Source organism: Vibrio sp. A8-1, assembly GCF_013048685.1.
GTDB classification, from domain to species: Bacteria; Pseudomonadota; Gammaproteobacteria; order Enterobacterales; family Vibrionaceae; genus Vibrio; species Vibrio metschnikovii.
Genome location: NZ_VHTC01000037.1, coordinates 1 through 25,538, shown reverse-complemented (window position 1 = coordinate 25,538; position 25,538 = coordinate 1). Strand labels below are relative to the sequence as shown.

The 25,538-nt window shown below is 44.6% G+C and carries 17 protein-coding genes, 6 tRNA genes and 1 pseudogene; 9 read left to right on the top strand and 15 right to left on the bottom strand.

Annotated elements, in window-relative coordinates; all coding sequences use genetic code 11:
* Nucleotides 1–202: pseudogene (locus tag FKN93_RS14950) on the bottom strand (IS4 family transposase); the annotation flags it as partial.
* 189 nt (nucleotides 203–391) lie between these two features.
* Between FKN93_RS14950 and FKN93_RS14945 the strand changes: the two are divergent.
* Genes FKN93_RS14945 through FKN93_RS14930 form a run of 4 tightly spaced genes read left to right on the top strand, consistent with a single transcriptional unit; the run spans nucleotide 392 to nucleotide 3,874 of the window.
* Nucleotides 392–715, top strand: coding sequence for a hypothetical protein (locus tag FKN93_RS14945; RefSeq protein ID WP_249374194.1), 324 nt, complete (start codon nucleotides 392–394; stop codon nucleotides 713–715).
* Nucleotides 706–1,764 carry a hypothetical protein gene (locus FKN93_RS14940; RefSeq protein WP_004397506.1) on the top strand — a complete coding sequence of 353 codons (1,059 nt, stop codon included), beginning with the start codon at nucleotides 706–708 and terminating at the stop codon, nucleotides 1,762–1,764. The genes FKN93_RS14945 and FKN93_RS14940 overlap by 10 nt, the downstream gene beginning before the upstream one ends.
* Complete coding sequence (locus FKN93_RS14935; RefSeq protein WP_004397507.1) at nucleotides 1,761–2,324, top strand: ECF-type sigma factor; 564 nt, start codon at nucleotides 1,761–1,763, stop codon at nucleotides 2,322–2,324. The genes FKN93_RS14940 and FKN93_RS14935 overlap by 4 nt, the downstream gene beginning before the upstream one ends.
* Entirely contained in the window at nucleotides 2,324–3,874 is a 1,551-nt protein-coding gene (locus tag FKN93_RS14930; RefSeq protein WP_170905446.1) for a hypothetical protein, read from the top strand. The genes FKN93_RS14935 and FKN93_RS14930 overlap by 1 nt, the downstream gene beginning before the upstream one ends.
* Nucleotides 3,875–3,879: 5 nt before the next feature.
* Here the strand turns inward: FKN93_RS14930 and FKN93_RS14925 are convergent, their stop codons facing one another.
* Nucleotides 3,880–4,743 carry a hypothetical protein gene (locus tag FKN93_RS14925; RefSeq protein WP_170905445.1) on the bottom strand — a complete coding sequence of 288 codons (864 nt, stop codon included), beginning with the start codon at nucleotides 4,741–4,743 and terminating at the stop codon, nucleotides 3,880–3,882.
* Nucleotides 4,744–5,051: 308 nt separating this feature from the next.
* Between FKN93_RS14925 and FKN93_RS17615 the strand changes: the two genes are divergently transcribed.
* Nucleotides 5,052–7,376 (top strand): Ig domain-containing protein, encoded by a 2,325-nt coding sequence (locus FKN93_RS17615; protein WP_212752420.1) that lies wholly within the window; start codon nucleotides 5,052–5,054, stop codon nucleotides 7,374–7,376.
* Between the two features lie 30 nt (nucleotides 7,377–7,406).
* Here FKN93_RS17615 and FKN93_RS14915 read toward each other — a convergent pair whose 3' ends face one another.
* The 11 genes from FKN93_RS14915 to rep form a co-directional block, all read right to left on the bottom strand.
* Nucleotides 7,407–8,312 (bottom strand): SPOR domain-containing protein, encoded by a 906-nt coding sequence (locus FKN93_RS14915; RefSeq protein ID WP_170905444.1) that lies wholly within the window; start codon nucleotides 8,310–8,312, stop codon nucleotides 7,407–7,409.
* Nucleotides 8,313–8,485: 173 nt separating this feature from the next.
* Nucleotides 8,486–9,424 (bottom strand): ABC transporter permease, encoded by a 939-nt coding sequence (locus tag FKN93_RS14910; protein ID WP_154169627.1) that lies wholly within the window; start codon nucleotides 9,422–9,424, stop codon nucleotides 8,486–8,488.
* Nucleotides 9,425–9,426: 2 nt separating this feature from the next.
* On the bottom strand, nucleotides 9,427–10,404 hold the full coding sequence (locus FKN93_RS14905) for an ABC transporter permease (protein ID WP_154169629.1): 978 nt from the start codon (nucleotides 10,402–10,404) through the stop codon (nucleotides 9,427–9,429).
* Between the two features lie 149 nt (nucleotides 10,405–10,553).
* Nucleotides 10,554–12,110, bottom strand: a complete 1,557-nt coding sequence (locus FKN93_RS14900) for an ABC transporter substrate-binding protein (RefSeq protein WP_170905443.1) — start codon at nucleotides 12,108–12,110, stop codon at nucleotides 10,554–10,556.
* Between the two features lie 100 nt (nucleotides 12,111–12,210).
* Nucleotides 12,211–13,926 carry an ABC transporter ATP-binding protein gene (locus FKN93_RS14895; protein WP_158144503.1) on the bottom strand — a complete coding sequence of 572 codons (1,716 nt, stop codon included), beginning with the start codon at nucleotides 13,924–13,926 and terminating at the stop codon, nucleotides 12,211–12,213.
* Between the two features lie 413 nt (nucleotides 13,927–14,339).
* Nucleotides 14,340–14,416, bottom strand: a tRNA-Pro gene (locus tag FKN93_RS14890).
* A gap of 120 nt (nucleotides 14,417–14,536) precedes the next feature.
* Nucleotides 14,537–14,612 (bottom strand) — tRNA-His (locus tag FKN93_RS14885).
* Between the two features lie 71 nt (nucleotides 14,613–14,683).
* Nucleotides 14,684–14,760, bottom strand: a tRNA-Pro gene (locus tag FKN93_RS14880).
* 242 nt (nucleotides 14,761–15,002) lie between these two features.
* Nucleotides 15,003–15,078 (bottom strand) — tRNA-His (locus FKN93_RS14875).
* A gap of 40 nt (nucleotides 15,079–15,118) precedes the next feature.
* Nucleotides 15,119–15,195, bottom strand: a tRNA-Arg gene (locus tag FKN93_RS14870).
* 209 nt (nucleotides 15,196–15,404) lie between these two features.
* A complete protein-coding gene (gene rep, locus FKN93_RS14865) occupies nucleotides 15,405–17,423 on the bottom strand; it encodes a DNA helicase Rep (RefSeq protein WP_170905442.1) in 2,019 nt (672 codons plus the stop codon).
* A gap of 507 nt (nucleotides 17,424–17,930) precedes the next feature.
* Between rep and FKN93_RS14860 the strand changes: the two genes are divergently transcribed.
* From FKN93_RS14860 to FKN93_RS14850, 3 genes are all read left to right on the top strand, one after another.
* Complete coding sequence (locus tag FKN93_RS14860) at nucleotides 17,931–19,037, top strand: efflux RND transporter periplasmic adaptor subunit (protein ID WP_040905713.1); 1,107 nt, start codon at nucleotides 17,931–17,933, stop codon at nucleotides 19,035–19,037.
* 11 nt (nucleotides 19,038–19,048) lie between these two features.
* Complete coding sequence (locus FKN93_RS14855) at nucleotides 19,049–22,174, top strand: multidrug efflux RND transporter permease subunit (RefSeq protein ID WP_154169637.1); 3,126 nt, start codon at nucleotides 19,049–19,051, stop codon at nucleotides 22,172–22,174.
* Nucleotides 22,175–22,289: 115 nt separating this feature from the next.
* Complete coding sequence (locus tag FKN93_RS14850; protein ID WP_154169639.1) at nucleotides 22,290–22,541, top strand: accessory factor UbiK family protein; 252 nt, start codon at nucleotides 22,290–22,292, stop codon at nucleotides 22,539–22,541.
* A gap of 132 nt (nucleotides 22,542–22,673) precedes the next feature.
* On the opposite strand, the gene ilvC is transcribed toward FKN93_RS14850, so the two are convergent.
* Nucleotides 22,674–24,158 (bottom strand): ketol-acid reductoisomerase, encoded by a 1,485-nt coding sequence (gene ilvC / locus FKN93_RS14845; RefSeq protein WP_170905441.1) that lies wholly within the window; start codon nucleotides 24,156–24,158, stop codon nucleotides 22,674–22,676.
* A gap of 136 nt (nucleotides 24,159–24,294) precedes the next feature.
* Between ilvC and ilvY the strand changes: the two genes are divergently transcribed.
* A complete protein-coding gene (gene ilvY, locus FKN93_RS14840) occupies nucleotides 24,295–25,182 on the top strand; it encodes an HTH-type transcriptional activator IlvY (protein WP_170905440.1) in 888 nt (295 codons plus the stop codon).
* A gap of 267 nt (nucleotides 25,183–25,449) precedes the next feature.
* Here ilvY and FKN93_RS14835 read toward each other — a convergent pair.
* Nucleotides 25,450–25,526, bottom strand: a tRNA-Asp gene (locus FKN93_RS14835).
* Between the last annotated feature and the right edge of the window lie 12 nt (nucleotides 25,527–25,538).

Below are 25,538 nucleotides of genomic sequence, written 5' to 3'. Positions count from 1 at the left end.
GATTACCTAATAATCGGTCGATTCGTTTGATGTTATGTTTTGTTCTCGCTTTGGTCGGCAGGTTACGGCCAAGTTCGGTAAGAGTGAGAGTTTTACAGTCAAGTAATGCGTGGCAAGCCAACGTTAAGCTGTTGAGTCGTTTTAAGTGTAATTCGGGGCAGAATTGGTAAAGAGAGTCGTGTAAAATATCGAGTTCGCACATCTTGTTGTCTGGTTATTGATTTTTGGCGAAACCATTTGATCATACGACAAGGTGTGTATCTACCTTAACTTGATGATTTTTATCAAAATCATTAGGGGATTCCTCAGTGCGCTGCTTGCACATCGTCCGATAAAAAAACAGTCTGATCAACCGTGGCACGTACTAAGTTGTTTTATTCGACGTCGTCCCATGCTTAGTGCACTCAGTTTACTTCTCGTTTGCTTGGTGATGATGTTCTCTTATACGCTGATCGAAAAAAACCGACAATTACAGCAAGAACAACAAATCACAGAAAAGATATTATTGCAATTAACCACCCTGATGCATCACGCACAGTACGCACAAGGAGAGTCACTCACTCTCGAAGGAATGCTCGATATGACTCGGCGATCACTACTGTCCAGCCAAGAGATACCACAACATATTAAACAAAAACTACTGGCAGCCTTAGTGGCTCCGAACGTACCTAAACAAAAACTCATACTCAATTGCTCTGATAACCCATGTCAATGAACATCACTATCCTCTGCCCACGGCTTAAATTTACTCGATTTTTGGTCGGCTTATTGTGCTTGTTAAGCCTCTCTTGCTTAGCTAGTGGTACTCAAAATGACGCAGCCACCGCTCAAGATTTAGTAAAAGTAATTTTTCATCCTCAAGGTCAGCGATTAATCAATACCATGATTCAAAAACGCGACTGGCATGGCAGAGTATGTTTGCATGATCTGGATCGTCAATTTCACCCAGACTACCAACCTCCCATTGGCCGTATTATCTTTTCGATTGACAACGATGGCGTCACTGAATACCCCTCGCCCGGCGACTATTTTCAAAATTGTCATCTCGATATCAAGGGGGCTATTACCTCGCAATCAACCGAGCCTTTGCAACCTTTTGTTGATCGCCAAGGGCTACTTGGCTGTGCCCTTACCGGTTGCACTAACAATGATTTAAGTGGCTTTTATGTCGAAGATCACGACGATGAAGGCGACTGGAAATATCGTACTATTGCGCTAAGTTTTCACCCTGAGAGCCAGTTATTGATCGAAAAAGTACAAGGCTTAGGCCCAAACCAGCATATTAGCCATCATAATTTAGGACAAACTTTAGCCTTTACTTACCCACAACAGAAAGGTGACCAAATCAATCTATCGGGTATTTGGCGACAAACCTTCTATCAAAAAAATGGTATCGAATATCGTTGTCTGCTTATCTCACCGAATGCGATTAAGCTCGGCCCACAGCATCAACCAAACTGCCCAGCGCAAATCAACAACTATCGCGAAGATATCTCCGCTCAGTTTCCTGCCATGTGGTGGCGTAATAATCCAGAGCCTTATGCACAGCTTGCCCAGCTCAACACCAGCGTCACTTGGTATGATGCGGAACAAGGTAGACAGATTGTCAGTTGGGAGTATCTGCCTGCTGGAGAGCGCTGGGATCAAGGAATTTTGTATCGCTTACAACAGCAAAAAATTCGTGCCCAAGATGGCAGTGAAACCTTACAACTACTTTACGCCAGCGAGTTCACCAAACAACACCATGAGATAAAAACTAAATGAGTCACTTTACCCAGATCTTACACCAGTGGCAGCAAGGGGATAAAGAGGCCGAAGCGCAGTTATATCAGTTGGCTTATCAACAACTGCGCCGTTTAGCCGAACAAGAACGGCGTAAAAACATCGCTAAATATGGTCACGATAACCCGGTATTAAGTGAGGAGTTATACAATACCACCGTACTGGTTCATGAAGCCTACATCAAATTAGCGCAAGCCGATTTACAACAGATTCGCCATCAACGTGAATTTTTACTGCTCGCCGCTAAAGTCATGGGGCAAATATTGATTGATCATGCCAGAACAGTGCAAGCTCAGAAGCGCCAAGCCACAGTATCGCTCCCTACCCCAGCAGAAGCGAATGTTGAACAGCTGATTTTGCTCGATCAAACCTTAGATAGCTTTACGGTTCGCTACCCAAGGCAATCCAACGCGTTAAAGTTAAAATATTTTCTTGGCTTAAAAATCAACGAAATAAGTCAACTGTTAGAGTGCAGCACCAGCTTAATCGAAAAAGATCTTAAATTTGCTCAATCGTGGCTACAACTGCGGATGCATCAATAATGAGATACCTAGTTGGATTGATTGGCCTTGGTTGCTTAACTCTTATCTACTGGCAATGGTCAAGTCAACCATCCGCTGCCGAATCTACCACACTTGTCAGTCAAAAAATTGAACCATCAACAATGGCCGTAACGCTGGGTTTATCACCGCGCTCACGCCAAGAAGAGATCATTGAACTTCAACTAAGCCATGAGCTCAACATGGTGATTAATCTGGATCCTAAGCAACCAGTCTTGGAGGCAACGCCATCAGAGAGCGTTACGCAGCCAGTTAACGATGAGAATCTGACGATTGAAGAATTTCATTCACTAACAGCTCGCCAGAGAAGAGATATTACCAAGACGGCCCCAGACACGACCAAAAATCGCCCTCCTCATATTAATCAAGCCTACTATGAGCAACTACAACAGCAGATTTCTGGTTGGGTATTACAACACGGCAGCACGATCCATTATTCCGTTGCCATTGAACCTTTATTTATTGATCCAGATGGCGATTTACTCAGCTATCGGGTTGAACTTAATAGTCGCGCACTACAAGTACGTAGTTTAACACCCTTAACCCTGACAGGTATCGCTGACAGTCAAGAAAGCGAGCTAAGGCTCAGTATCTCAGCTAATGATAATCAACATGGATTAGAGTCTGAAAATTGGGTGACGGCACATTTTTCGTTGCCTGCAATTAAACCACAGCTACCGCTAAGCGATATGTTAATCGATCAACCCTTATATCGAATTAATACCACTAGAACCCTTGGCAGCCAGCGTTACCCGTTTCATGTTTTACAGTGTGAGTTATTCGAACTCAAAGAAGGTAACGTCTGGTACGCGGCAGCTAACCATCGACGACGCTGCCCGCAGCTAGATGAGATGAGAATCGTGGCCACCTATCAGCAGCAAGATGAACAAATTCACTTACACTTTCCAGCCGGAAAAACCGCCAGTTGGCAGCTGCGTCATCATTATCCCTCTCATTTTTATTCCGATTTGATGATTTATCACATTACCAGTAACGAAAATGGCCAAGAGATGGCGTTCAGTTTATTTGATCAACGAGTTGGCGCAGAATCACGCTTGAACGTAGATACCGGTGAATATCAGTATCAAAGCTTAAATTTCGATTATCTGATGCTCAATGCCCAGCAAGAGTTTTATCCCATCGGCCTATTTAACTATATTTTTGACGTACGCCACATCCAACCAAATTACTACCAACCTGCAGATTCAGATCTGAATGTTTTCCATCCAACTCATAGTCTGTTTTGTCGAGATATCGAGCCTTATTGGGCCTATTCGAGCTTAATTGGTTCTAGCCACTATCAAATCCCCTTAATTAGTGAAAGTGGTGATCGCGCTGGCAACTATCCTCCTTTATGTGGTGAATATGCACGAACCAAAACCCGTATCGCCGTCTATTTAGACCATGAGTTTTTAGCTCAAGATGTGCCGGTTGCGGGTGAAATTTATACCTATTTACTTTATCCGCGTCCTGAATACGCGCACTTATTGGAGAAATTTGCGATTAATCTGATTTACCATTCACCTAAGTAAGTCACCTAAAATCGCCATAATGCCTGTAGACCAAGGCTAAATGTCACGGTATCCGCCTCAGGAACTAAAGCGTTGGCGGATCGTGGTTGATATTCACTGCAATGGCCTTGTTCCATGGTCAGACAATGATTCAACTCAACTCGCTTATTTTGGGAAGCAAAGCGCTTTTCATAGCTAAACAGCATAAAGCCACCCACATTCAGTCCCGGCATAATTTGATAACTCAGTGAGCCCTCAAGCCCAGTGCGAAAACCAAAGCTATCAAAACTCATATCGGCAAACTGTGAATTGGTGGTTCGATTCCATAGAGGTAGGCCGAACATTAGCTTACCTTTCCACTGCCACCCTTCAGCACCACTGAGATAACCAGAGTCATAGCCAAGCCCAGCATCAAGATAAACTTGAGTCATGGTTTCCTTCCAAGTACCCACATTTTGTAAATGGCCTTGTCCTAAATAAGTGTTGGCGGCATAACGGGTGTAAGTCTGATAAGTAAATGAAGGTCCAGCCACTATCCGCCAATGATCTTGCCATTTATAGTGCAGTTGTACATGGGTTGCCGTTTTAAAATATTCGGTCTGATTATCTTGCAAGCGCTGGCCTTGCCACTGCTCTTGTGCATTGCGAGGAGAAAATGTACCCAAAGCATCAATTGAAAAATCCCAATTCGTATTGATGCGATATAAACCACCGCTATTGAGCACCGGATTAAGCATAGTGACTGAAGATTGAGTCGCGCCATGTTGCTCTTGGTAATGAACATTCTCAACCCCCAATGTGAAATATGAATAACCATATTCTGCTGTATTAGCGGCCAAACAAGAAAATGAGCAAAATACACAGCTAGCGATGGTGAGAGATTGTCTCATGTTCCACTCCTTATGATGAGAGGCGCAGATACTACCCATTTGGCGCTAAATGCCAACGCTCGACAAACAAAAAAAATAAAATAAATTTTACGGATTTTCCGCTGATTTCCGTTCCTTGATATTGATATCAAAAGCCAGTAAAACCACGCCTATTACTAGGGTCTGTTTATCTTTCGAGCTGATTTTTGCAGCAGTTTGTGGCTTCTTTATACAAGACTGCGGCTTTAAATAGCAAAAGGATAAACCTTAACTATAGGCTTAATAGTTAAGGTGTTCGGTGCAATAAATTTGCAAGGAAATTCAACATAATGAACAAAATTAGTTTACTAACTCTGTCAGTAGCAATCGCATTGAGCGGCTGTGGTTCCGATAGCGCGGATAATAGCGAGCAGCCACCCATTGCAGCGGGAGTGTTAATCACCGCCCTTGATGGTCACTTTTATCAAGCGGTGATCTTTGACGATGCGAATAAAAACGGCAAATTCGATGATAATGAGTATGTATTTGGCTTAACTAACCAAAGTGGTCAATTGGAATTACCGGCTGACTATCAACTCAAAGGTCACTTAGCAGTACAAACCTTGACCCCTGGTGGAGCGGTGCAGCGCCGTTTGGCGAGCCAAAATGCGGCTTATGCCGGTAAATACACCATTGATATGGACCATCCCGCTCAAGCCATGGCTCATGAAGTGGTATTGCGCGCCCCTACCCTTGAGGCGCAGCAGCAGGTGATTTCGCCAATCACCGATTTGATTGTGCTAGCAATGGAAAACGATCCGACCAGCGACCTCACTCAAGCGAAACAAACCGTTGCTAACACTTTAGGGCTGGATAACCAGGCGGAACTATTAAGCGATTTTACCAACACCAATCCTAAGCTGCATAAAAAAGCCCAGATCCTCACCGACTCGAAAGCCGCTAACCCAGCGAGCTATGAGAAAAATGCGGCGCAGTTTGCCGAACAAGCAGCAGAACTCGTCGGTAACATGGGCGAGACAGAGATCAAGGATGTCAATCAACGTCCAGTGATTATCAATGAGAATGCCGAGAGTGGTTTCACCCCTAATGTAGTCACCAACCATAAACTGCAGGTGAGCAAAGAGGTTAAGGGTAAACTTGAGGCCGATTTTGCCAATCTAAATCTCAAAGAAGGCGACACCTTTGCTGACCAAGCGTTTTCTATCGCAGACTTATTTAGCGATAAAGACCAACCTACTGTTGAGGTTACATTAGAGCAGAATTTAAAGCCTTCAGGACTGAGCGCGAAAATTGACCATCAGCAATTGGTTCTCAGCTCAAACGGCTCTGAGCTCAAGGCACAAGATAATCTTTATTTGATCTTAGTCGCCACCGATAAAGACGACCAAAAGGACGTGCGAGGTCAAGTACGCGTACAACTGAACTTACAGATTGCTGCGCTTAATCAAGCCCCCGTCATCAATCTAGCTGAAAAAGAGACATTACAGCAACAGATCGATGCTTGGTATCTACAACAAGGGGAAGCGTTTGATCAATCGATTAATATCAGCGCGCTATTTAACGATACCGATGGCCAAGTCGTTAGCTATTGGGGCGGTGAGGTACAAGTTGCAGGATTAACCATCGCTGATGTTGATAGCCCAATGATCACACTCAGTGGCACCCCAAGCCAAGCTTCTCCAGCTGGAAAAACCTTTACCGTTAAGGTCAAAGATGACCAAGGAGCAAAAAGCTCGACAACCTTTACTTTACCAGAGGTAAAAGAAGGGATAGCACCGCCAGTTGCAGAGCCTGCACTGCGTTTTACACTCGACCATTTCAATAATCAAACCTGGAAAATGGGTAGCTTTGCCGATAATGATGGAGAGATCGGCTACGCTGCACTACTTAATCATAACGATCAATTACAAATGTGTTGGGGCGATAAAAAAATCAACGACCAAAAAAGCTACAAAGGTAACATCAGTAGAAGTCGTGATTTTAGTCATCAGTCCGGCGGCCCAACACCATTTGAGGTGTTGAGTAAACTTGATCAACAATCGGGCTATTTGAACTACGAGCACAAAGATTGCTGGGCAGTCACCATTAACCCCGATGGAACACTAGCTGATACAAGTAATCAACGCATTGAAATGCTCTACCAACACCAGCTAGTCGATGGATCTTATCAGCTATTGATCCAATACGGTCCTGTTCAACTGTTTTGGTTAGACTCCTCAGAGACCACGTTTAGCGACACGCTGGCCATCAACAAAAAAATCACAGCGGGCACCACCGAATATACTTTGTTTGTTGAAGCTGGTGATTATGTTGAAGAGTTCGATGGACCAATGTTGAGTTACTCTTATATGGAAACACAGTTCAAAGAGGGGCGTTTTAATACGATTTCTATCTTACCAGACGACTTTAAAAACTATGGTGTTTGGTCAGTAATCGACACCCCAGATGGCCAGCGCATTGAACAAGCTGAAGAGTTAGAAGATCAAAAAACCCGAATTCGTTATTTACAACGAGACTTTGGTGATTTTTATATCGGTGTTGAATGGAGCAAAGAGACAAACAACACTGAATCTAATGCCAGATACAGCTTATTTAGCCAAGACAAAGAGCTGATGGATAAGTTAATTCGTCATTTTCCGATCATGCAAGACTAAGAATCTCAAGCCCCGCTATGCGGGGCTTTTTTACTGACTCACCGACTTTACACACAGTACATTCAGCTTCGAATTACCTTGTAGTTGAGTCACTTTACCGCTGGCAAATAACCCTTTACGGCCTTCTCCCCAATAGGGAATGTATAATGGCCACTGATCTCGCTCGGCAATTTGACTGGCTAATAGCTGCTGCCACTCTTGCTGATTCACTAAACGCATCGTTTGTTGCTGACAGAGCGTTCTTGCTTCGTCATAACTGAGTCGATTCCATGGCTGGTTGTGCTCCATATAAAACGACTTATTTGTCGCAAAGCTATAAGGAACGACATAAGTCGTGCCATTAATCGTCGCTTGATGACGGATCTCAACATCTTCAGAAACACTTACAGGCCGAGCAGAGCGTAGCGGTTGAATTGCCGCTACACCACTTTCTGCCACTTTTCGTTCCGCCTGTTTTGCCGGACTGACCGTGGTTGGAGTGGTTGGTGTTGAGGGCGGAGGTGCTGATGGGCGAATTTCTCGAATAAACGCATCACGATAAGCGGCAAGGTTATTAACCAGCATCAACTCACTGCGTGCTTGGGTAAAACTATCGTAGGGGCCGATCAAACAGCGTGTGGCTCGCCCTTCTGGCTTCATCCATACATGGGTTGAAATCTGTTGATAGATAAGCTTCGCTTGTTCAAGCGATAAGGGTTTATCAAGTAGACCACATTGAATCCAGAACTGAGATTGACTTGAACGTGGCTGACTATTGCCCCATAACCCATCACCGATCGGGCAATGACTGGCCAGAACCGGTAACTGTTCGCTAGAGGCTTGCGTCGCTTCGCAAAGTACCTCTTGCGCAAATAATGGGCCGTTGAAGAATAAAGCTCCGCCCAATAGTAGGTAAACGAGCCCTCGTGGTGCAGTGTTGATTGTGCTGATTCTCATATCTATCGTTATCCCAACTTTAGTGACAACCGTGATTTGATTCGCTACTAACTCAATGACCTAAAAACCACTGCGAAAATCACGCCAACCTCTATGTCTAGAAAAAGAGAGTCGTCTTCAATGACGACTCTCAGTGTAAGTGGCATATCGATATAAAATCAATCAGCTAGACCTTAACCTTTATAAATTTTAGGATTAAAGACATCACGCAGCCAATCTCCTAGTAAGTTAATCACCAAAACTAAGCTGATCAAAATGATGCCGGGGAATACGGTTATCCACCATGCTCCAGAGAAAATATACTTAAATCCGGTGCTGATTAATGCTCCTAAAGAAGGTTGATCGACAGGCAGTCCTAAACCAAGAAACGATAACGCCGCTTCAGACATGATCGCATTGGCGATTTGTACTGTCGAAATGACTAAGATTGGTGATAAACAGTTGGGCAAAATATGGCGAAACATAATCCGTAACGACTTAAACCCCATCACGCGCGCCGCTTCAACGTACTCTTTTTGCTTTTCGGCTAACACGGATGCGCGAATGGTTCGAGCATACTGAGGCCATTCCGCAATACCGATGATCACCACCAGCATGATCACCGCATATTGGCTATAAAACTCGCCGCCAAAACTGGCTTTAAAAATCGCCGAAACAATGATGGCTACCATCATGGTCGAAAAAGAGAGTTGAATGTCGGCAAAACGCATTAAAAAACTGTCGATACGCCCACCAAAATAGCCCGCAGAAAGACCAATAATGATCCCTAAGATAAGCTGCAACCCAACGGCGAGAAAGCCTATCGTCAGTGATAAGCGCGAGCCATACAAAATGGTTGAGAGAATATCTCGGCCTTGCCCATCAGTACCCAATACAAATTGCCCATCACCGCCGTCTATCCACATAGGAGGCAGCTCAGAATCCATGATGTCGATACTGGCGAGATCGTAAGGATTACTCGGCGCAATCACAGGCGCTAACAAGGCTAACAGTAAAAAAACACTAAATAGCGCAAAGCTGACCATCGCCACTTTATCGCGTAAAAAATAATACAAAAAATCCGACTGTTTAAAACGCTGCCAAGCGGAGGGCATGGTTGTTATTGCCGTCATGATTAGGCTCCTTTTCCGGTGAGATTCACCGTCGGATTAATTAATCCATACAGTAAGTCAACGATCGTATTGGTGACGACAAAAATTAACCCAACAAAAATTACGTAGGCCGTGATCAGCGGTGTATCGACACGATTAATCGCTTCCAAAAAGAGCAATCCAGTCCCCGGCCACTGAAAGACCGTTTCGGTCAAAATGGTATACGCCACCATGGTACCAATTTGTACACCGCCTACCGTCAACACCGGTAATAGGGTATTTTTTAAAGCATGTTGAAAATAGATTTTATTCATCGCTAAGCCTTTGGCTTTAGCGAACTTAATGTATTCAGAGTTTAAAACTTCTAACATCTCTGCTCGGACTAAACGAATAAACAGAGGTAGCATAATCGAAGACAAAGCGACACTTGGTAACACTAAATGACTTAACCCATTGAGGTTAAATAACCCCGACTGCCAGCCGAAAACGTTGGTGGTTTGTCCGCGGCCATAAGAAGGCAGCCAGCCCAGTTCAATCGAAAACACATACATCAACATAATGGCGGTCAAAAAGACTGGGATCGAAATACCAATGCTGCTGCCTGCCATAATAAGTTTCGAAAACAACCGTTTAGGGTGGATAGCCGAATAGACGCCTAATGGAATCGATAAGGTAATGATGATCACGGTCGCGGCAAAAACCAGCTCAAGAGTCGCAACCAGTTTATCCAAAATCACCTCAGCCGCTGGACGTTTGAAAAAGTAGGAAGTCCCTAAATCACCTTTGATCGCCGCGCCTAAGAAACGACTATATTTGACCAAAAATGGGTCATTAAGCCCCAACTCATCACGCATCGCTTGGCGCTGTGCTTCCGACACCGATTGCCCAACCAGTTCACGCAACGGATCGCCTAAGTTATCTTGGATGGCAAACGCCACCAAGCTAATCACAAACATAACGATCAGTGCCTGATATAGGCGTTTGATCAAAAAAGAAAACATTCCCTGCCCCTTACAACACTATCCATCACCCTGCTGGGGTGATGACAATATTGACCACAATAAACAACGGCTTTAAAGAAGAAAAAGGTTGCCATCTAAGAGGGCAACCTTTCCTCAACCTCAAACATTTCAGAAAGGTTATCTAAACGCTACTTGTTGACAACCAGATCACCAAAGTAAGGGAAGTCCATACCATTGATGATCGGCGCTAACTCAAGGTTTTTCTTCGCAGCCCAAGAGGGGTCTTGCCAATGCAATGGTACAAAGGCCGCTTCGTTGTATAGGATCTCTTCTACCTTTTTCAGCATCTCACTGCGTTTGGCTAAATCGGTCTCGACGTTAGACGCATTAACTAAGGCATCCACTTCTGGATTAGAGTAGTGACCACAGTTGTACTGCCCTTTACCAGTCTGTTCATTACGCGTCATGGTCAAAAACTCGGTAAAGTTAGCGGAATCTTCTGTATCTGGGTGCCAACCAATCAGCAACATATCCGCCGCACATTTATCAAATTCTGGCCAATATTGCGCTTTAGGCATGGTTTTCAAATCAACTTTAATATTGATACGAGCAAGCATTGCAGAAGCGGCTTGAGCAATTTTATCGTCATTAACATAGCGGTTATTCGGCGAAATCATCGACAAATTAAAGCCTTGTTCATAACCTGCGTCTTTCATCAGTTGTTTGGCTTTTTCAAGATCAAAACGCGGTTTGAGATTCTCGTTATAACCGGCATAACCGACTGGACTTTGCTGACCCGCGGCCGTTGCTGCGCCGCGCATAACACGATCGACAATCCCTTGATTATTAATCGCATAGACAATCGCTTGGCGAACACGTACATCACGTAGTGCTTCATGACTATTTTGGTTTAATTGAAAGGTGATCACTCGCGTACCCGGCATGGTGTACAGCTCAACGTCGCGCGCATTACGAATGCGTTGGTAATCATTAGGTGAGACAGGAGAAATCATATCTACCCCACCGGATAATAATGCCGCCACACGGGTTGCATCTTCTTTGATTGGCACGAGAGTCAGTTTCTCGACGTTACCTTTACTGGCTTTATCCCAATAATCCGTAAAGCGAGCAAACTCCATACGAATACCCTGCTCACGGTGAGTAATAATGAAAGGGCCTGTGCCCGAAGCATTCAAAGAAGCAAAGGAAGAACCGTGTTTGACAATTTCCGCTTTATCTTTGCCATCGGCGGTTTTACCGGAGTAAAACTGACTGTCCATCGGGAAGATATAGGTCGCGACGTTTTCGATCAGGGGATAAACACCATTAGTTTTGATATCCACCGTGTAATCATCCACTTTGTTGATCGATGCTAGCGGTTCAAAAATACCTTTAAAATCGGCGGACTCTTTCAAGCGATTGAACGTCCATATCACATCATCGGCAGTGAAAGGATTACCAGAGTGAAATTTAACGCCTTCGCGCAAATGAAAGCGCATGGTTTCATCATCCAAACGCTGCCAAGATTTTGCTAAACGAGCTTCAAATTGCATGTCTTGAGTAAAACGAATCAGCGGGTCAAATACCATGTGCGATAACTGAAGTGTACCGCCAGAGAGCTGCTCATGAGGATCCATCGACACGGGGTCTGAATCGTAAGCGATTTTGATTTGTGCAGCGTTGAGCGAAAAACTCAGTCCAGCAGCAATTAAGGCTAGGGCTAGCTTGCTTTTAATGATTTTCATTGCATAACTCCTTATGCGGGAATCGATATCCCTATGGGTTGTTTTGGTTATTGGGTACAACGTCGATGATCTATCGTCAACCTTTAACGCTCATCGCGCATTAAGCCGAGACTCGTTGTTCTCTTAAGCCTGTGAATTCCGGCATTAACGAGATCAATTGCTGACTGTATTCATGTTGTGGATGGGTAAACAATTGCTCTGTTGGGGCAACTTCCAATAAGGTCCCCATCTTCATCACCCCGACTCGGTCACACATTTGGCGAATAACTGGCAAATCATGACTGATGAATAACATGGTTAAATTGAGCTCTTGCTGTAAGTCTTTTAATAAGTTCAAGATTTGTGCTTGTACAGAAACATCCAAGGCAGAAGTCGGTTCATCACAAATCAATAAACGAGGACGAGTCGCGAGAGCTCGAGCAATCGAAATACGTTGACGCTGACCACCAGAAAACTCATGAGGATACTTAACGCCAGCCATTCGGCCCAAGCCAACATACTCTAAAAGATCGTGCACGATTTGCCGCGTTTGCGATTCATTGTCGGTCAAATGGTGGAAGCGAATTGGTTCAGCAATAATGTCCATCACCTTCATGCGAGGATTCATTGACGTATACGGATTTTGAAACACCATTTGCATTTGACGGCGGATAGGACGACGCTGTTTTTCCGATTTGAGAGCGGTAAGATCGATTCCCTCAAACGTCACTCGACCTTCATTAGGTTGATATAAGCCCGCGATCACTCGCGCGATGGTTGATTTACCCGATCCCGACTCACCGACCAGTCCAAACGTTTCCCCTTCATGGACTTGGAAACTGACATTGTTCGATGCTTGAACATATTCACGACGACTGGCAAACAATGAGTCTTTGGTTACAAAGCGCAAGTTAACCTGCTCAACATTCAATAGTGGGCCAGTATAGGCACGCTGATCTTGGCTTTGTCCTAACCAATGGGTTTTGATATCCAGTGGCGCCAGTTCACTGGCTTGCTCGATGTAGCTAACCAGCGGAAATCGGTCTAATTTGATGTCCGAACGCGGGACGGCAGAGATCAAACTACGTGTGTAAGGATGATCAGGGTCGCCAAGCACTTTCGCCGTCGGTCCAAATTCGACGAGATCACCGCGATACATAACCGCAACACGGTCGGTAACATTAGAAACAACGCCCATATCGTGGGTCACCAGCATACAGCCAACATTATTTTTCTTACACAAATCACGAATCAAACTCAAGATCTGATCTTGAATAGACACGTCTAGCGCAGTGGTTGGCTCATCGGCAATGATCAGGTCCGGCTCTCCGGCCAAGGCGATAGCGATAACCACTCTTTGACGCATACCACCTGAAAATTGATGAGGATACTGCTTAAGACGATTTTCAGGCTGCGGAATACCTACTTGATTCATCAACGCTAATGCGCGTTGGTAAGCCTGTTCATTACTCACCTTCATATTGGCATGAATGGTTTCCGTTAACTGCTGTTCAACGGTGAATAATGGATTTAAAGACGTCATCGGATCTTGAAAAATAAAGCCGATTTTTGAACCACGCACTTGGCGCATTTTTTCTATTGATAGGCCAGAAATTTTCTCGCCATTTAAAAACACCTCACCACCAGCAACGGTGCCAGGAGGACTCAATAGATCAATAATTGCATTACCGACGGTCGATTTGCCAGCCCCCGATTCACCGACGACACCGACAATTTCACCGCGCTGAATATCCAGTGTGAGTGATTTTACCGCAACATGAACCCCATGACGTGAGGGATATTCTATGCGTAAGTTATTAACTTCTAAAAGTGACATGCAAACCAGACCTCAACCGCTATGGCGTAATTATCCGTGTCTGAGACTGACTGATTCAGACCATAAAATGGCTGATTATTCAGTCAGTACCAATTAATCCTTTTGACCAGTCCATTGTTCTGGTTATTTACAAGTTGAACAATTTGGCAAAATTTTCACATAAAAGCAACAAGCAAACTCGAAAAGATAAATTTATCGCTGAGTTATCGAAAAGCTCAACTCAGCGCTGACTCACCACTTATCTCTACCATGATCACAAAAAGCCCCAGTCTTTCGACTGGGGCTTCTTGTAGTGGTCGGTGAAGAGCTGGGCTTGAATATCAGGCGAACCCCCGACCCTAGCAAGAGCGCTATATCATTTTAAATTTAGCGCATGAAAAAAGCCCCAGTCTTTCGACTAGGGCTTCTTATAGTGGTCGGTGAAGAGGGATTCGAACCCCCGACCCTCTGGTCCCAAACCAGATGCGCTACCAAGCTGCGCTATTCACCGAAACAATTTTTTGCTTTAAGAACAACTACCGAGGGTCGCCCTCTAGTCCGCTGCTCATAAAATCGGGATGCGCTACCAAGTTGCGCCGTTCACCGATATCTTTTTATACTGCTTAAATAATGGGGTGACTAACGAGGCTCGAACTCGCGACAACCGGAATCACAATCCGGGGCTCTACCAACTGAGCTATAGCCACCATCAATCTTTGTAATAGCTAACTAATTATAGCTATTTGTCAGTTAAGCTAACTGCTTAACTTATTGAAAATGGTCGGTGAAGAGGGATTCGAACCCCCGACCCTCTGGTCCCAAACCAGATGCGCTACCAAGCTGCGCTATTCACCGAAACAATTTTTACTTTAAGAATAACTACCGAGGGTCGCCCTCTGGTCCACTATTCCTAAACTCGGGATGCGCTACCAAGCTGCGCTGCTCACCGAAACAATTTTTACTTTAAGAATAACTACCGAGGGTCGCCCTCTGGTCCGCTATTCCCAAACTCGGGATGCGCTACTAAACTGCGCGGCTCACCGAAACAATTTTTTATCTCGAAAAATCAAGAATGGAAGCCATTGCTACCAAAATAATGGGGTGACTAACGAGGCTCGAACTCGCGACAACCGGAATCACAATCCGGGGCTCTACCAACTGAGCTATAGCCACCACTGATGTTGCCAATACACACCCTAATCAACCAACCGGATGGCGCGCCCGAAAGGATTCGAACCTTCGACCTTTGGCTCCGGAGGCCAACGCTCTATCCAGCTGAGCTACGGGCGCATGCCCTATCGGCGGAGTGGAATAATACGGATATCCCCTGAGGGCGTCTAGTACTTTTTCAACTTTTTTTCTTGTTTGGCGTCTTTTTCAACAAACCTTGCCGATAAAAGCCAATTTTACCGCTAACTCTTGCCTCTAAAGCGCGTTATCAGTGATAGACAATACGCCATCACCCAAAATAATCCGTTAATGGCTAAAGTCGATATTGGCTATTTTTTAGTAAACATGGCTTTTAAATTAGCGATATGTGCTTGGCCTTTATTCATTCGCTCTTCTTGAGAAAGCACTTTTTTCTTCGTTTCCCATTCAACATCGTCGTAAGGTAATTCATCCAAAAAGCGACTTTGGGTCGGTTTAATCAGTTCACCAAACTGACGGCGTTCTTTACAAACGGTAAACGTTAATTCTCGCTGCGCTCGTGTAATGCCAACGTACATCAAACGACGCTCCTCTTCGACATTCTCTTCATCAATACTGGTTTGATGAGGCAAAATGCCTTCTTCAGCGCCTATCAGATAAACGTAAGGAAACTCCAATCCTTTCGAGGCATGCAACGTCATTAGCTGAACAGCATCACTATCGTCATCTTGCTCGCCACGCTCCATCATGTCACGTAGGGTCAAGCGTTGAACCACTTCTTTAAGCGTTTTCTCTTCTTGATCATAATTGTCACCTTCTAAATCGGCGACAATCCACGAATAAAGCTCGGAAACATTTTTCATACGCATTTCCGCCGCTTTCGCGCTTGAAGATGTCTCATACAACCAATCTTCGTAGTGAATATCACGCACCAGCGAGCGTAAGGCTTCGACAGTATTGCCACGTTCCGCATTATCGGTGATTTCAACTAACCACTGCGTAAAACGTCGTACATTATCCAGGCCTCGCCCCGCTAAATGTTGTTCCAATCCCAGTTCAAAACTCGCCGCAAACAGACTTTTACCTCGCATGTTGGCGTAACTACCTAGTTTTTCTAAGGTCGCAGGCCCTATTTCTCGCTTAGGAGTATTCACGATCCGTAAAAAGGCATTATCGTCATCCGGATTCACCAAAACTCGCAAATAAGCCATGATGTCTTTAATTTCTGCCCGAGCAAAAAATGACGTTCCCCCAGATAACTTATAAGGCACTCGGTTCTGCATCAGTGACTTTTCAATCAGACGCGACTGATGATTACCCCGATATAAAATCGCGTAATCACGGTATTCGGTACGATTAAGAAATTTATGGGCGATCAGCTCTGCAGTGACTCGCTCAGCTTCATGATCTTCATTATTAGCAATAATGACTTTGAGTTTTTCTCCATCAGGAATATCGGAAAACAGTACTTTTTCATACACATGAGGATTGTTAGCTATCAAAATGTTCGCGGCACGTAAAATTCGACTGGTTGAACGATAGTTCTGCTCTAATTTAATCAATTTTAAATGACTAAAATCTTGACCTAGCTGGACCAAATTTTGTGGTCGAGCGCCTCGCCAAGAGTAGATCGATTGATCATCATCACCCACGACAGTTAAACGCCCACGCTCACCGACCAATAGTTTAACTAATTCATACTGACTGGTGTTGGTGTCTTGATATTCATCAACGAGTAAATATCGGATACGACTTTGCCAGCGCGTTCTCACCTCTTGATGATCACGCAAGAGCCGAACGGGTAGTGAGATCAAATCGTCGAAGTCTAAGGCGTTATACGCTTGCATCTGCTTCTGATAACACTCATAACAAAAAGCAAAAAGTTGTTGCTGCTCACCCTTTGCGATGGCTTTGGCTTGTTGCGGCGATACCATGTCATTCTTCCAATTAGAAATGGTACTTAATAGCTGACGCAACAAATCTTTATCGCCCTCTAACTGAGATTCCGTGAGCTCTTTCAATAATGCTAATTGATCTTGATCGTCGAATAATGAGAAACCGGGTTTTAACCCTAACGCTTTGTACTCTCTTCGAATAATAGTTAAACCAAGGGTATGAAACGTTGATACGATGAGACCACGCGACTCCGCTTTACCTAATGTTTGACCAACGCGATCTTTCATTTCTCGAGCGGCTTTATTAGTAAAGGTCACCGCTGCAATATTACGTGCCTTATATCCACACTGCTGAACTAAATAGGCAATTTTATTGGTAATCACGCGGGTTTTTCCCGACCCAGCTCCCGCGAGGACGAGACAAGGACCCGATACATACTTTACCGCTTCATCTTGTCGTGAGTTCAGCTTCATCTTCTTCTCTGTGTGGATTATTCAAGACGCTAATCATAATGCCGCTGATGGCTCAATACTATGTTGAACTCAAAAAACAGTCGCAAAGTAAAATTTTTTCTCATTTACTGCACAACTGTATTGCAAACATGGTTAGGTTGTAGGCTATAATGTGACCTCAGTTAATCAGATATGATGGCAAGCTTATTATTCAGTCAGAAGAAAAATATGAACGCCAAACCATAACAACTGATTGCAAATAAAATGAATTGAGCAAAAAATAGCTATTGGACTCTCTCTTTACTGGTAATCATCGGTACAACCACCTACGTTTTATAAACGTTGTTACCGGTTTATTTAGCTATTGAGCATGAGGTGTATCCAGCGCACTTGGTCCCAAACTCAAGAAAACCTAACCCCTATCATCGATTGTGATAGGGAAAAATTTCAACCATGTGGCACATTTCAAGTCGTTATCGAGCCGATTGAGATACCGTCATTCAACATTAACTTGGAGTTCTCACCAGAATGAAAAAGTGGACATTATTTATGTTACTTATCGTGGTGCTGCTATTTGGTAGCGTGATAGGTTTCAATCTGTTTAAACAGCAAAAAATCGCTGAATTTATGGCCAATCGACCTGAAGCAGAATTTCCGGTAACGGTCACTGAGGTCAATGCCGTTGATTGGGTACCCGTGATTGAAGCCATTGGTTTTATTGAGCCGAATCAAGGCGTCACTCTAACGACAGAAACCAGTGGCGTGATTGATCGCATCTTGTTTGAATCAGGCGCTCAAGTAGAAGAAGATCAACCATTGGTAATGCTTGACTCTGCCGTCGAACAAGCCAATTTAAAGAGCTCAAAAGCTCGACTCCCTGCCGCAAAAGCCAAATATGAGCGCTATAAAGGTTTGTTCAGTAAAGGGTCAATATCTAAAGAAGCTCTTGATGACGCAGAAGCCAGTTACTACTCGCTCGCTGCCGATATCGAAAGCTTAAAAGCCGCTATCGCTCGCCGCGAAATTAAGGCCCCTTTTGCTGGCGTGGTAGGTATTCGTAATGTCAATCTCGGTCAATATTTACAACCCGGCACTGACATCGTACGCCTAGAAGACACCACCGTCATGCGTCTACGTTTTACCGTGCCACAAACTGATATTTCCCGCATTTTCATCGGACAAAATGTTGATATTTTTGTCGATGCTTATCCTGACGATTCGTTTAAAGGCTCGATCACGGCGATTGAACCTGCCGTTAGCGTGCAAAGTGGTTTGATTCAAGTTCAAGCGGATATCCCTAATAGCGATGGTAAATTACGCAGTGGTATGTTTGCTCGCTCGCACATCATCTTACCAACACTAGAGAATCAGGTGACTCTGCCTCAAACCGCCATCACCTTTACACTCTATGGCGATAGTGTATTTGTGTTGACTAAAGATAAAGGTGAACAGCGTGTCGAACAAAGAGTCATCAAAGTTGGTGAACGTACTCGTGACATTGCTCATATCCTCGAAGGCATAAATCCTGGGGATGTCGTCGTCACTACAGGGCAAGTTCGTTTAAGCAATGGCGTGAAAGTACGTATCGTAGAAAGCGATGCGACGACTCCACCAGCCAAAACACCGATGCTGTAACCGGAGGAATTATGCGCTTTACTGATGTTTTTATTAAACGTCCAGTTTTAGCGGTATCGATCAGCTTTTTGATTGCATTGCTTGGTTTGCAAGCGATGTTCAAAATGCAAGTGAGCGAATACCCTGAAATGACCAATACGGTGATTACGGTCTCTACCAGTTATTACGGTGCCAGTGCCGACTTGATTCAAGGCTTTATCACTCAGCCATTAGAACAAGCGGTGGCTCAAGCCGATAATATTGACTATATGACGTCTCAATCGGTGTTAGGTAGCTCCAAAATCACCGTTTACATGAAACTCAATACTGACCCTAACGCAGCATTGGCAGATATTTTAGCCAAAACCAACTCGGTTCGCTCTCAGCTACCAAAAGAGGCCGAAGATCCATCGGTCAGTATGTCGACAGGTTCAACAACCGCCGTGTTGTATCTGGGTTTCACTAGCAATGAACTTGATTCCAGTCAGATCACCGATTATTTACAACGGGTGATTAACCCTCAACTGTACGCAATTAATGGTATTTCCAGTATCGATCTGTACGGGGGTATGAAATATGCCCTACGTGTGTGGTTAGATCCGGCAAAAATGGCGGCGTTTAATCTAACCGCGAAAGATGTTATGGGCGTATTGAGTGCAAATAACTATCAATCGGCGACCGGTCAAATCACTGGTGAGTTTGTGCTGTTTAATGGTAGCGCTGATACTCAAGTCTCTAGTGTTGAAGAGCTCAAAAACCTTGTCGTAAGGACCGATGCTAGCAACATTATTCGTCTGGCTGACATTGCCAAAGTCAGTTTAGCGAAGAGTCATGACAGCTACCGGGCGAGTGCTAATGGGCAAGAAGCGGTTGTGGCAGCAATTAACGCCGCCCCAAGCGCTAACCCTATCAATATTGCCAAAGATGTTCTTGATGTCCTGCCTGAGCTTGAGCGCAATATGCCAAGCACGATAAAAATGAATATCATGTATGACTCAACCGTTGCGATTAATGAATCCATTCATGAGGTTATCAAAACCATCATTGAAGCGGCGTTAATTGTACTGGTGGTGATCACGCTATTCTTAGGATCGCTGCGAGCGGTGATTATTCCCATTATTACCATTCCACTATCACTGATTGGTGTCGCTATGGTGATGCAAGCGATGGGATTCTCATGGAACCTGATGACACTACTTGCGATGGTGTTGGCGATCGGTCTGGTGGTTGATGATGCGATTGTCGTACTAGAAAACATTGACCGGCATATTAAAGAAGGAGAGTCACCGTTTCGAGCGGCAATTATCGGTACTCGGGAAATCGCGGTTCCAGTCATTTCGATGACTTTAACGCTAGGTGCGGTATATGCTCCGATCGCTTTAATGGGCGGGATCACGGGTGCATTGTTTAAAGAGTTTGCGCTAACCTTAGCTGGCGCAGTGTTTGTCTCTGGTATTATCGCCTTAACCTTATCACCGATGATGTGCTCGAAGATGCTCAAAGCCAATGAAATACCGAGCAAATTTGAACAAACCGTGCATCATCTACTCGATAAGTTAACTCAGCGCTATGATCGCATGTTGCAAGCGGTGATGTTGCATCGCCCAGTCGTGATTGCCTTTGCGATCATCGTGTTTGCGAGTCTACCCGTTTTATTTAAATTCATTCCTAGTGAACTGGCCCCATCGGAAGATAAAGGGGTAATCATGCTACTCGGTACTGGACAATCTAACGCTAACTTAGATTACCTATCGAATACGATGCATGAAGTGAATAAAATTCTCTCTGATCAGCCAGAGGTACAATTTGCTCAAGTGTTTACCGGGGTTCCAAATTCTAACCAAGCGTTTGGTATTGCTTCAATGTTCCCTTGGAGCGAACGTCAAGCCAGTCAAGCAGAGGTGACGAAACGTGTTGGCCACTTAGTACAAGATATTCCCGGCATGGCGGTAACTGCTTTCCAAATGCCTGAGTTACCCGGCGCGGGTTCTGGGTTACCGATTCAGTTTGTCATCACTACACCTAACGCATTTGAGAGCTTATTCACCATTGCCAGTGATGTATTAACACAAGTCAAAGCTAGCCCACTCTTTATCTATTCGGATTTGGATCTGAACTACGATTCCGCGACGATGAAAATCAACATCGACAAGGACAAGGCGGGCGCTTACGGTGTGACCATGCAGGATATTGGTATGACGTTAGGGACCATGATGGCCGATGGCTATGTTAACCGTATTGACTTAGATGGCCGATCTTACGAGGTCATTCCGCAGGTCGAGCGTAAATATCGCCTTAATCCTGAATCAATGAAAAACTACTTTGTACGGGCTTCCGATGGCAACATGATCCCATTGGGCAGCTTGATCACCATTGATGTGGTCGCCGAGCCGCGCTCACTGCCTCACTTTAATCAGTTAAATTCAGCAACGGTTGGTGCGGTACCTGCACCAGGTACCGCCATGGGTGATGCCATCGCTTGGTTTGAAAACATTGCTGAAACTCAACTGCCTAAAGGCTATAGCCATGATTATATGGGCGAAGCAAGACAATACGTGACAGAGGGAAGCGCACTCTACGTGACCTTTGGCTTAGCATTAGCGATTATCTTCCTAGTTTTGGCGATTCAATTTGAATCGATTCGCGATCCATTAGTGATCATGGTATCTGTACCTTTAGCTATCTGCGGCGCGCTGATCGCCCTGGCGTGGGGAGCATCAACCATGAATATCTACTCGCAAGTCGGGTTAATCACTCTGGTCGGTTTGATTACTAAGCACGGGATTTTGATTTGTGAGGTGGCCAAAGAAGAGCAGTTACATAATAAGCTCAGCCGTATTGATGCCGTGATGGCAGCAGCCAAGGTTCGTCTACGTCCCATATTGATGACTACAGCGGCGATGATTGCAGGCTTGATACCACTGATGTACGCAACGGGTGCAGGAGCCGCACAGCGCTTTAGTATTGGCATCGTGATTGTCGCGGGTCTCTCGATTGGTACTCTGTTTACGCTATTTGTACTTCCGGTAATTTATAGCTATTTAGCGGAGAAACACAAACCGCTTCCTATCTTCGTTGAAGATAAAGATCTAGAGAAACTCGCACGGATTGATGAAGCAAAAGCCGCTCAACGGCAACTAGCAGAAAATCGCTCGTAAGCTTCTTCCTCTGTTATCGCAAAGGCCACAAACGTGGCCTTTTTTATTGGCTAAGTAACGACTTTCAACCATGAATTGCATAGAATAGCGGCAATAAATAAGGAGAGACCACCCAATGTTTGATCCCAAAAAACTAGAACAAATTGCTAAACAAATCCACGACTCAATGCCTCAACCCGTCAAAGATCTCGGCTCTGATGTCGAACAAAAAGTGCGCCAAGTTATCCAAGGACAATTAAATAAACTCGATGTGGTTAGCCGAGAAGAATTTGATGTACAAACGCAAGTCTTACTACGTACGCGTCAAAAGCTCAGCGATATGGAGCAGAAACTTAACGAGCTGGAAGCGAAACTTAACGAAAAATAAGTAGCGTTAACTGGGAAATGTGAACCGGAAGGAAAAAAGTGGGGCTTCGTGTATCACTCAGCCCCTTTATTATATTTTTATGTTGTTGTGTTTGCTGTGTTGCTCTTTAGTGTGACTAGCGGTTAATAGCGGTTAATCACCAACCGCGATACGCTTCATATCTTGCATATAGCCACGAAGTTCTTCACCAATATATTCAACTGGGTGGTTGCGAATCGCACTATTAACTTCAATTAACGTTGCGTTATCGACTTGATTGGAAACCGCACCAAGTCCCTTGCCAATCACATCGGTACTTACTGAAGGCATAAATTGCTCACGCAGCAATGGTGTGGCGACGTTGGCAAATAAGTAATTACCATACTCAGCAGTATCCGAAATCACTACGTTCATTTCATACAAACGCTTACGGGCAATAGTATTGGCTATCAATGGTAACTCGTGTAGTGATTCATAGTAGGCCGATTCGTCGATAATTCCTGATGCGGTCATCGCCTCAAAGGCTAGCTCAACCCCAGCACGAACCATCGCAATCATCAGAATGCCATTATCAAAATACTCTTGTTCAGCAATTTTGATGTTCGAATCAGGATAATTTTCAAACGCAGTTTGTGCCGTTTCGGCGCGCCACCCCAGTAGCTCAGCATCATCATTCGCCCAGTCAGCCATCATAGTCCGAGAGAAGTGACCAGCAATAATGTCATCCATGTGTTTGTTATACAGTGGGCGTAATAAATCTTTAAGTTGCTCTGATAACTCAAAAGCTTTTACTTTAGCTGGATTTGATAGGCGATCCATCATATGAGTGATACCGCCAAACTTGAGTGCTTCTGTGATGGTTTCCCAACCATATTGGAGTAGTTTTCCGGCATAACTTGGGTCAACGCCTTCAGCAACCATCTTTTCATAACAGACAATTGAGCCCGCTTGTAACATCCCACAAAGAATGGTTTGTTCACCCATTAAGTCAGATTTTACTTCTGCAATAAACGAAGATTCCAAGCACCCAGCACGATGGCCCCCCGTTGCCGCCGCCCACGCTTTAGCAATTTCCCAGCCTTCGCCTTGAGGATCATTTTCCGGATGGACCGCAATTAAGGTAGGAACGCCAAAGCCACGCTTATACTCTTCACGAACTTCCGTTCCTGGGCACTTAGGTGCGACCATCACGACCGTAATATCTTTGCGGATCTGCATGCCTTCTTCGACAATATTGAAACCATGAGAATAACCAAGTGCTGCCCCTTGTTTCATTAGTGGCATAATACTTTCTACCACGTTAGTGTGTTGCTTATCTGGGGTTAGGTTAATCACTAGATCCGCCTGCGGAATCAGTGTTTCATAGCTACCGACTTGAAAACCATTACTTTGCGCATTCTTATAGGATTGACGTTGTTCATCAATCGCCGCTTGACGTAAAGCATAGGCAATATCAAGTCCAGAATCACGCATATTTAGGCCTTGGTTCAGGCCCTGAGCACCACACCCTACAATGACTATTTTCTTACCTTTCAGATAATCGGCTTCTGACGCAAATTCTTCTCGGGCCATAAATCGGCAACGACCCAACTGATCGAGCTGTTCGCGTAAATTTAATGTGTTGAAATAGTTAGCCATTGGGCGCTCCTTGATGATGATCCATACGGTCGGTGGTCATACACCGAATAGCTTTCATAGTAGTGCATGAACATCATTGCTTAAAGTGATATATTCACAAGTAGTAATTGCAATAAATGCAACAATGGCGGAATTGATGAACATAAAAACCCTGCAGCTATTTGTACACCTCTGTGAGCATAAAAACTTTAGTAGTACCGCAAAAGCATTGCATGTCAGCCCTTCAGCACTGAGTCGACAAATTCAAAAGCTCGAGGACGAGATTGGTCACAGTTTGTTTGTTCGCGATAATCGAAGTGTTGAGATCACCCCATCTGGCTATAAACTCTTACCTGTCGCCCAGCGTATGCTTAATGACTGGCGACAACTACAATTACAACTCAATGAACAGCACAGTGAACTGAAAGGTGAAATTCGTTTATTTTGCTCGGTCACTGCCAGTTACAGCCACTTACCTGATTTACTCAATGCTTTTCGTCTCCAACATCCTTATATTGAATTCAAATTACTCACCGGCGATCCAGCTCAAGCGATTGAAATTATTCTTGAAGATGAGGCGGATATTGCCATTGCAGCCATCCCTGACAATGTGCCTTCAAGGCTTGAATTCGCTACGATCAGTGAAATACCGCTGTCAGTGATCGCCCCTACAGGGATCAGTCACTTTTTAGAAGAGCTGCAAAAAGAGTTTCCCGATTGGAACCAAATACCCTTTATTGTTCCTGAGGCAGGGACAGCACGAGAGAGAGCAAACAGTTGGTTTAAGAAAATGAAGATTAAACCCAATATCTATGCACAAATCGCCGGACATGAAGCGATCGTGAGTTTAGTCGCATTAGGTTGTGGCGTTGGCGTGGCCCCAGATGTCGTGATCAACAATAGTCCACTCAGAGATAAGGTGCAAAAGCTTTCAGTATTACCAATTAAACCTTTTAAGTTAGGGGTATGCTGTAAACGATCGCAACTCGATGATCCATTAGTCAGAGCATTATGGCGAGTAATCAGCGACTTCCAAAAAGGTTGATGAGTAGAGATAGGACCAAGTTCTGCTGATTATGTCTCAGTTCAGCAGATACAAAAAATCCCCAGCATTGCTGCTAGGGACTCTTTATCAGTGGCGGAGCGGACGGGACTCTCTGCTATTAAAAACAGGCGCGCCCTCCGGCGTGACAGGCCGGTATGCTATTCAATTAAACTTATCCGCTGACTGCTTTTGTCTCGAATTAATAGCGAACGGATTAATAGCGAACAATAAAAAATCCCCAGCATTGCTGCTAGGGACTCTTATCAGTGGCGGAGCGGACGGGACTCGAACCCGCGACCCCCGGCGTGACAGGCCGGTATTCTAACCAACTGAACTACCGCTCCACATTGTCTTGT